Origin of the sequence: Lysinibacillus sp. GbtcB16 (assembly GCF_019091145.1) — a bacterium.
GTDB classification, from domain to species: domain Bacteria; phylum Bacillota; class Bacilli; order Bacillales_A; family Planococcaceae; genus Lysinibacillus; species Lysinibacillus fusiformis.
In genome coordinates, this window is sequence record NZ_JAGXJV010000140.1 from 1 (window position 1) to 440 (window position 440).

The following is a 440-nucleotide window of genomic DNA, read 5'->3' on the forward strand; positions in this document are numbered from 1 at the left end:
AGATGCTGTTAACCATCCAGCAAAGCCGTTCTTTTTAATTTTAGATGAAATGAACTTAGCGAAGGTAGAACTATACTTTGCTCAGGTGCTTAGTTGTATCGAATCTAGATTTTTAAATGTTAATTTAAATAGCGTTGAATATAAGAATCCATTATTTAACAAGTCTTATAGAGATAGATTTCATGAGAAGTCTATGAAAGCTACTCATGATGAGGAAAGAGAAATTTATGAAAAATTATCAACTTTAACTATACCCAATAATTTATACATAATCGGAACAGTTAATATAGATGAAAGTACACATCCTTTTTCTAAAAAAGTATTGGATAGAGCAAATGTAATAGAAATAAATGATGTAGATTTAAATATTGGTATGGATTTTATAGAGGAACTTTATGTTAAAGAAGAAACGGAAGAAGAAGCAGAAGAAGCAGGAGCAG

At 29.3% G+C, this 440-nt stretch carries 1 pseudogene; it reads left to right on the plus strand.

Annotation, left to right across the window (positions count from 1 at the left end):
• Positions 1 to 440: pseudogene (locus tag KVT27_RS23740) on the plus strand (hypothetical protein); the annotation flags it as partial.